This window comes from Methylobacterium indicum (genome assembly GCF_001043895.1).
Taxonomy (GTDB): domain Bacteria; phylum Pseudomonadota; class Alphaproteobacteria; order Rhizobiales; family Beijerinckiaceae; genus Methylobacterium; species Methylobacterium indicum.
This window is the reverse complement of the sequence record NZ_JTHF01000021.1, coordinates 20,080-27,899: the sequence shown is the minus strand read 5'-3', so window position 1 is coordinate 27,899 and position 7,820 is coordinate 20,080. Positions and strand designations below refer to the sequence as shown.

The following is a 7,820-nucleotide window of genomic DNA, read 5'->3' as shown; positions in this document are numbered from 1 at the left end:
CCCCACCGCCCGGAGCAGCCCGTCGTCAGCGGTGCCCAAGGCGCGCTGCAGCCCGATCACCGCGCGCTTCGGGCCGCTGTTCACCGCGAAGTCGAACAGCGCGTAATCCAGACCCGCCGGCAGCGCGTCGCCCTGCACCGCGTCCCAGAACCGGCGCCGGTAGAGCGGCGACACGCTCGCGACGGTCAGCGCCTTCACCTCCGCCTTCGTCGCCGGCCGGCCGAGCCACAGGCTCAAGGTGCCGATCGTCACCCCGAGGTTCGTCGCACCCCCCGGGTCGGCCGGGTCGTCGGACCATCCGCCCTCGTGGGCCAGGACGAGCGGCATCGCCCGCTCGAACGTCGTCGCGGTCATCGGTCTCTCCAGGTTGTGCAGAAGGGGGGCAGCGCGCCGGCCCGCAGGCCCGGGCGTCGGGCCGCGATCAGGGGCAGCCGATCAGAGGGTGGCGGCCTGGCGCCACAGCGCGTCCAGCGCCGCCGCGTCGTAGCCCAACGCCGTGCCGAGCTGCGCCACCATCGGGTGGCCGCGCTCGAACGCCGTGGCGCCCGACAGCCGCATCCGGGCGGCGAAGCGCTCCGCCGCCGGCAGCGCCGTCACCGCCGCCTCGATCGGCGCCGGAAGACGGCCGGTCATCACCGCCGCCAGCGCCGCGTCGGGCGTGATCGCCCCGGCCTGCGCCAGCGCCTGGAAGAACTGCCGGTCCGAGATCGCCGGCAGCACGTCGGCCGCCGGCGCCTCCCGCGCGGCGAGCTGCGCCGCCAGGCTGTCGCGCTCCCCGGCCAGGGCGTCGCGCTCGCGCCGCAGCGCCGCCGCCTCGGCCACGGCGGCATCCCGCCCCGCCAGCGCCGCCGCCTCGATCCCCGCCAGCACCGCCGAGAGCGGGAACCCCGCGGCCTCGGCCTGCGCCGGGCTCAGCGCCCCGCTCGCCACGAACTGCGCCTCCGTCGCGCCCGGCGGGGTGACGGACCGGCCGAGCACGACGTGCCAGGCCGGCGCCTCGGCCGAGCCCGCCGGACGGCCGCGATACAGGAACTCGTAGAGGTAGGGTTCGCTCATCGTCGTCCTCACGCCGCAACCGCGCTGTCGTCCGACAGCCGCCGCCAGGCCCCATTGGAGTAGGTGGCCGTCACGCCGGTGCCCGCGCCGGCCGCCTCCGTGACCTTGCGGCCGTTCGAGACGTAGACCTGAGCCCCGACCACCCCGGCCGGCAGCGTCGCCACCGTGTAGGAGCCCGGCCGGATCGGGCCGCCGACATCGAGCTTGGTCGCGGGGTAGGCCCCAACCCCGATCCCGACATCGCCACCGTCCTTGATCGCCATCAGCACCGAACTGCCGGCGGAGTTGAAGAAAGCGTGCGCCGCCGCCTGTCCCGCCACGCGCGGGTAGAACAGGAAACCCCATCCGGGATCCGAGTAGATCGCCCCGGGCGTGAACGCGCCGCCGCCCCCGATCATCACCCCGGCGAAGCTCGGCTGATTGGTCGCGCCGAGCCCGAGCGCCGTCGCGCCCTGCGCCGCGGTGCCGGTGAGCACCGTGCGGCCCGCGGCGCTGGCGTCGGTGATCTCGGCCGCGGCCGGGCCGGTGACCGGCTTGCCGGAGGCACGGGCATAGCTGAGCACCCGCCAGGCCCCGGCGGCGTCCGATACCGCCAGGGCCGTGTCGCCGGCGGCGGTGACCAGGCTCGCCCCGCCCGGCAGCACCAGGCTCGCGGCGTTGTGGGTGAGCGTCGCGGCGTCGGTGAAGCGCAGGAACCGGACCCGGTTCGGGGCGGTGCCGAAGCTCGTCACCGTGCCCGAGCCGGTGAGCACCACCTTCAGCGCGGCCAGCCCGCCGAGGTCGACCGTGCCGGCGACCGCGGCGGAGGCCTCCGCGGCGGCGAGGTCGAGGCCGCCGGTGGCGCGGTCGATCCGCAGGGCCTCGCGCCAGGTGCCGCCGTCAGTGGAGACCTTCACCCTCAGGTCGTCGTCGCCGGTCAAGCCCAGCTCCGCCCGGCCGGAGAAGCCGGACTGGAACAGCAGCGACAGGGTGTTGGAGGCCGCCTGCTTGTTGAGGGTGTAGCGCAGGTCCCCGGTCCCGCCCTCGGCCGCCGTCAGCGCGGTCCACAGCGCCTTGTTGAGCTTGGCGGCGAAGGGGTTGGCGGCGTCGGCGGTGGTGCCGATGCCGAGCCGCGTCAGGTTCTGGAGCACCGTCAGGGTGGAGCGGAACGAGGCCCAGGCCACACCTGTGAAGGTATACAGGTCCACCTCGTCCGCCACGAAGGCGAGCCAGCCGGGGCGCGGCGGGAAGCTGCGCCAGGCCCCGTCCTGGTAGCGCACCACCCGGCCGGCCCAGCCCGCCCACGCCCCCGTGGGGGAAGCACCGGCGATCAGGTAGCGGTCGCCCTCGACGGGGTTGGCCGGGGGCGCGGTCAGGTCCTTGTCGAGGACGGCGAGCTGGACCAGCGTGTCGAGGCCGACGAGCGCCTCGTTGTGGGTGACGTGCTTTTGCGCCTGCGCCGCCGCCATCAGCGGCAGGGACAGGTTGGCGGTGATGGCGTCAGGCATACAGGGTCGCCCTCAGGGCCGCGCCGCGGCCGTAGGTTGCCGAGACTTGGTGGATGGCGACGGACAGGCTGGTGACCGGCCCGCCGAAATCCGCCGCCTGGTGGGCGGCGGTGTAGGTGAGCGCGGGCGTCCCGACCTCGAACGTCCGCAGCACCGTGGCCCCCGCGCCCGGGCCCGCCAGCACGTCGAGGCTGTAGGCCTCGACCTCTTCGGCGAGCGGCACCTCGAGCTGTTCCCACGGGTCGCCGTCGATCCGGGTGCGCCGGACCCACGACAGCCGCAGGTCGCCCGAGACCGCCCGCACCAGCCGGCCTTGCGCCGGCGCGTAGGGCCGCAAGCCCACGCCCCGGAACGCCAGGGTGGCGCCGGTGAAGCTCGGATCGTCCTGAGGCCGGCCGAGCGGTCCCCAGCGCCAGGCGAGCGGCACCGTGCGGGCCGAGAGCGGCATTCCCGACTGCACCAGGGCATCCGTCAGCACCACGAACGGGGCGCCGATCGGCGTCGGGCTGCCGAGGGCGAAGTCCGTCCCGAGCTGGCCGCGCAGCAGCGTGGCGAGCCGGTAGCGGCCGGGCGCCAGCAGGGTCGCTTGCGCCCATTGCAGCACCTCCCACTCGCCCGAGGGGGTGAGCAGCGCCGCGACGTTCGCCCCGTTGAGCACGTCGACCTCGGGAGCGGACGCCAGCTCCACCCCGCGCGGCACCTCGAGATAGACGCTGTTCACCCGGTCCCACCGCCCGCACGGGCCCGGATAGAGGTCGGCCGTCAGCCGCCCGATGATCGACCGGGCGCCCACCACGGCATCCTCCTGGAACGCCCCGCCAGCGGTCGCGCGCAGGACCGAGACGGGCGACCACGGCGCCGTGTAGGCGGCGAGGTAGGGGGCATGGGGCACCGCGTCCGGCCGCAGGAGCGGCAGGTCGAGGAACCGGAACAACGCCACCCCCACGGTCGCCGGCGGCTCGGCCGGCCGCGGCGTCGCGGTGCCGTCCCGGTAGGCGTAGACCGCGAGGTCGGTGCGGATCGCGCTCGCCGGCCGGCCCAGCTCGAGGCCGAGGCGGGTGAGCCGGTAATCGGTGCCGCCCCCGGCGAGGGCGAGGGTGACGACATCGCCGGCATCGAGCGCCAGGCAGGACGGCGGCAGGGTGACCCCGACCTGCTCCCGCTCGACCACGCCCTGATAGAGCAGCGCTTGCGCGATGCCCCGGGCTGCCCCCTCGTCCAGGCAGAGCGGCACGCTCACCCGCTGCACCGCGTTGGCCCGGCCGTTCACCCGGCGCGCCTCCACGGAGGCCGACTGGTAGCCGCGCTGCGGATCGATGTAGGTGAGCGCCACCACCCCCGGCAAAGCCGTCTCTTCGCCCCGGGTGCGCCGGTAGTCCCCGCCGGTGCCGCCCCGCGCCACCAGGTCGTCGGCGGTGAGCTGCATGGCCGGCGCTCGCGCCAGCGGGGCGAAGACCAGCCGCCCGGCCGACTCCGCCGCGTCGAAGAAGAAGCACGCCCGCAGCGGGTCGAGGGAGGCCCGCGGCGTCTGCACCTCCGCGATGGCGTAGCCCTCCACCAGGCCATGGAGCCCGCCGACATCGATCGGCACCCCGAGCCCGCCGCACAGCTCGGCCACCACGTCGGCGATCGGCGTGAGCCCGAGCCGGCCGTTGATCCAATGGCCCAAGCGGTAGTTCGGCCCGTCGCTCCACACGGCGGCCTGACGCGGGAAATCCGGGTAGGGCCGGGCGTCCCACGTCCAGACGAACAGCCGCTCGGGATCGACCATCCGCCCGCCATAGACCGACGAGACCGGGTTGCCGCTCGCGCCCTGCCAATAGGCCAAGGTGGCTTCGAGGTAGGCCCGTTGCGCGGCGAGGTCGCGCCGGCCGTTCGAGTAGTACGGCAGGAAGCTTTCCGACGACTTCGGGTCGACGAAGACGTTGGGCTGGTTCATGCCCTTGTCGACCGCCGGGCAGCCCACTTCGATGAAGCGCACCGGCTTGCCCTGCGGCACCCACGCGGTCGCCTGCGCCTGGCGCACCCCGCCCGGCCGGTGGCGGTGCGGGTTCGCCCACCAGCCCCGCAGGTCCTTGAGGCGGAACACCCAATCTTCGCCGTAAGCCGTATCGGCGATCGGCGCCCGGGCCTGCGCGTCGCGGGCGGCGGGCGTCGGATAGTACCAGTCGAACAGCTCGCCGGCCGCGACGTTGCCGGTGAGATAGGCCGGATCGTAGGGCGAGGGCACCCCGGATGTGAACGTGCCGCCCTTGGCGTCGAGATGGTCGAAGCCGTCGCGCCAATCGGCGAGCGGCATGTAATTGTCGATCCCGACGAAATCGATATTGGCGTTCGACCACAGCGGGTCGAGGTGGAAATACACGTCGCCCGAGCCGTCCGCCGGGCGATGCGAGGCGTATTCCGTCCAGTCCGCCGAATAGCCGATCTTCGTCGCGCTCCCCAGGATCGACCGGGCGTCGGCCGCCAGGCCGATGAGCTGCGCCACCGCCGGGAAGGTCGCGGCGCCCGACCTCACGGTGGTGAGCCCGATCATCTCGGACCCGATCAGGAAGGTCTCGACCCCGCCGGCGGCCTGCGCCAGCCGGGCGCAGTGCAGGATGAAGCGCCGGAACGAGAACTCCGCCTTGGCGCTAGTGACCGTCTTGCCGTTCCACGCCAGGTCCGCCGGCGCCACGCTGCCGAAGAACGCCGCGACCTGATCGGCCGCCGCCGCGGTCTTGTCCGGGCTGCCGGGCCGGCCGGGGGCCGGGTGGCAGGTCACGCGCCCACGCCAGGGAAACGCCGCCTGCTCCGCCCCGCCATAGGGGTCGGGCAGGCCGTTGCCGGGGGCGATGTCCATCATCACGAACGGGTAGAGCGTGACCGCGTAGCCCCGGCCCTTGAGCGCCTGGATGAGCTGCACCACCGACAGGTCGGAGGGTGCCCCGCCCAGCATCGGCGCCCCACCGGCATCCCGGCTGACGAGGCCCGCGCTCGCCCGGTCGACCCCGCCGGCGAGCCATTCCGGGGTGGTGGTCTTGTTCGCCGTCTCGGCCTTCGGGACGATGCGGCAGGCGCCGAGCCGCAAATCCGTGCCCTGCCAGGCGACCACGAGGGAGACGTGCCGGCAGCGCGGCGCCTCGACGGCGAGCTGGTCGAGGGCCTTCAGCGCGTCGACCCCGCCCGAGACCGTGTTCTGTCCCGCGATCCCGCCGAAGGTCGAGGCGTTGACCGGCACGGTGGCGTAGGTGAACTCCCCCATGCTGGGGATCATCGTCACCGCCGTCACCAGCTCCTCGAGCGCCGGCCGGCCGGAGGCGTTGGGCGCCCGCCGGATCACCTCGGCGGTGAGGACCGGCACCCGGTTGCCGAAGCCCGCCAGGGGCAGGTCCTCGAACACGATGTAGGCCAGGCCCCGGTAGGCCGGGGCGTTGGCGGCGCCTTCGATCGCGGCAATCTTCGGGTCCGGGCCCTGCGCCTCGTCGCCGAGATAGACCCGGGCGCCGTAGGCGGCCAGCGCGATCGGCTTGCCGTCCGCGTAGACCTGGCCCACGGCGACGATCGGGCCTTCGCACAACGCAATCGCCACGCTGACGCTGTACGAATACGTCACGTTGAACTGCTTCTGTCCGCCGCCGCCCTTGCCGCCGGCGGACTTCACCTTCTCGACCTTCTGGACTTCCTTGATCTTGGTCGCCCAGATGATCTGCCCGCCGACGCGGACCCGGCCGAAGACGCGCGAGATGGCCGCCCCTTCGGTCGAGGCGGTGACGTGGAGATCGGCCAGGCGCGGCCCGATATTGATCTGCGGCTTGGGGCGGGACCCGAACAGGGCGCGGTCGAGGGCGCTGCCGCCGGCGGCGCCCAGCGCCTGGCCGAGGGCGCCGCCGATCGGGCCGCCGAGGGCGGAGCCGGCCGCCTGGCCGACCGCCGAGAGGACGAGCGTGCTCATGATGGGGGCTCCAGCGGGATTGCGGGCGGGATCGCGGGGAACCGGAAGGCGTAGGCGATGCGCCGGGACCAGGCCGGCGGGATCCACGTCTCGAGGACCGCGTGGCCGTCATAGGCATGGACCATCTGCGCCGGGCCGGTGAGGATGGCGCAGTGCTTGGCCGGCAGGCGATCCCGCCAGCGGAACAGCAGCACGTCGCCGGGCTCCACGTCTGCGAGGTCGAGCGCCACCAGGTGGCGGGCGGCGGCCTCCCGCAGCGTCTCCCGCCCCCGGTCCTCGGCCCAGCTCGGCGAGTAGGGCGGCGGCACCTCCGGCTCGGCGCCGTAGAGCGCCGCGTAGACGCCCCGCAGCAGGCCGAGGCAGTCGCAGCCCGCGCCCCGGACGCTGGCCTGGTGGTGGTAGGGCGTGCCGAGCCAGGTGCGGGCCAGCGCGACGATGCGCGCCCGCGTCTCAGCCGAGGCGGCCTCCGTCATTGTCTGCCCCCTGCACCGCGTAGGCCACGGCGTAGTCGTTGCCCGGAAGGTCCGGGAAGCCGCGGAAGTTGAGGACGTTGGCGAACTTGTCCCGGCAGCTCGCCAGGGACTTGTCGCAGCCGGCGACGACCTGGAACGTGTCGCCGGGGTTGATCGGGGCCGGCATCGGCTCCCACAGGTCGAGGCTGGCGAGCCCGCCGGCGAGGCCGTGCGCCCGCACCTCGACCGCGGCGCCGGCATTGGCGCCGGAGGTCCAGACCAGCCGGCCGGCCTCGAACCAGCGCGAGACGTAGGCGGAGAGGCCGGACGCCGTGACGCTGCGGGCGCTCCTCACCGTCGCGACCGTGCCGGCGCCGCGGATCGCGGCGGCCCCGGCGTCGATCCCGCAGCGGGCATCGCCCAGCAGCGCGTCGCAGGAGCGCTGGTAGACCCGGCCGCGGGGCTGGTTGAGGCGATCGGCGAGACCCCGCACCTCCGCCGTGAAGGCGGTGGGCCCGCGCGAGACCTCGCCCACGGTGCCCGACAGGATCAGCACCCGATCGGCCGGGCTCGCCCAATCGACCCGCCACACCGCGACCGCGGCGCCGTCGAACAGGCCCCGCGCCAGCTCGCTTTCGGCCAGGCGCCCGCTCGTGAGGGCGCCGACGATCTCCAGGCTGTCGGCCGCGAGGCCGGTGCCCTGCTCCACGGCGGTGCCGGTGGCGCCGCTCTCGGCCGAGCAGGTCACGCCGTCGACCACCAGGTCCTCGTCATGGTCGGTGAAGCCGAGGCGCAGGCCATCGGTGCGGGTGACGATCCAGCAGTGGCAGAGGGTGGTGACCCCGCTCGCGAGGTGCGCGGCGAGGGAGGGAGAGAGGATCTTCATGGGAG

The 7,820-nt window shown here is 74.3% G+C and carries 6 protein-coding genes; all 6 read right to left on the bottom strand.

The features are described 5' to 3' along the window. A partial coding sequence (locus QR78_RS03185; RefSeq protein ID WP_048426041.1) for a glycoside hydrolase family 108 protein occupies positions 1-354 on the bottom strand: 354 nt, incomplete at its 3' end. Positions 355-435: 81 nt separating this feature from the next. Beyond that, on the bottom strand, positions 436-1,056 hold the full coding sequence (locus QR78_RS35335; RefSeq protein WP_048426040.1) for a hypothetical protein: 621 nt from the start codon (positions 1,054-1,056) through the stop codon (positions 436-438). Positions 1,057-1,064: 8 nt separating this feature from the next. Further along, the gene (locus QR78_RS35815; RefSeq protein WP_244276596.1) at positions 1,065-2,543 is read right to left on the bottom strand and encodes a DUF2793 domain-containing protein; all 1,479 of its coding nucleotides are present in this window, start codon (positions 2,541-2,543) and stop codon (positions 1,065-1,067) included. Beyond that, complete coding sequence (locus tag QR78_RS03170) at positions 2,536-6,477, bottom strand: baseplate multidomain protein megatron (protein WP_048426039.1); 3,942 nt, start codon at positions 6,475-6,477, stop codon at positions 2,536-2,538. The genes QR78_RS35815 and QR78_RS03170 overlap by 8 nt, the downstream gene beginning before the upstream one ends. Then, positions 6,474-6,950, bottom strand: a complete 477-nt coding sequence (locus tag QR78_RS03165; protein WP_048426038.1) for an NlpC/P60 family protein — start codon at positions 6,948-6,950, stop codon at positions 6,474-6,476. Before QR78_RS03165 ends, QR78_RS03170 begins: the two co-directional genes overlap by 4 nt. After that, positions 6,928-7,815, bottom strand: a complete 888-nt coding sequence (locus QR78_RS03160; protein ID WP_048426037.1) for a DUF2163 domain-containing protein — start codon at positions 7,813-7,815, stop codon at positions 6,928-6,930. The genes QR78_RS03165 and QR78_RS03160 overlap by 23 nt, the downstream gene beginning before the upstream one ends. Positions 7,816-7,820 lie beyond the last annotated feature (5 nt).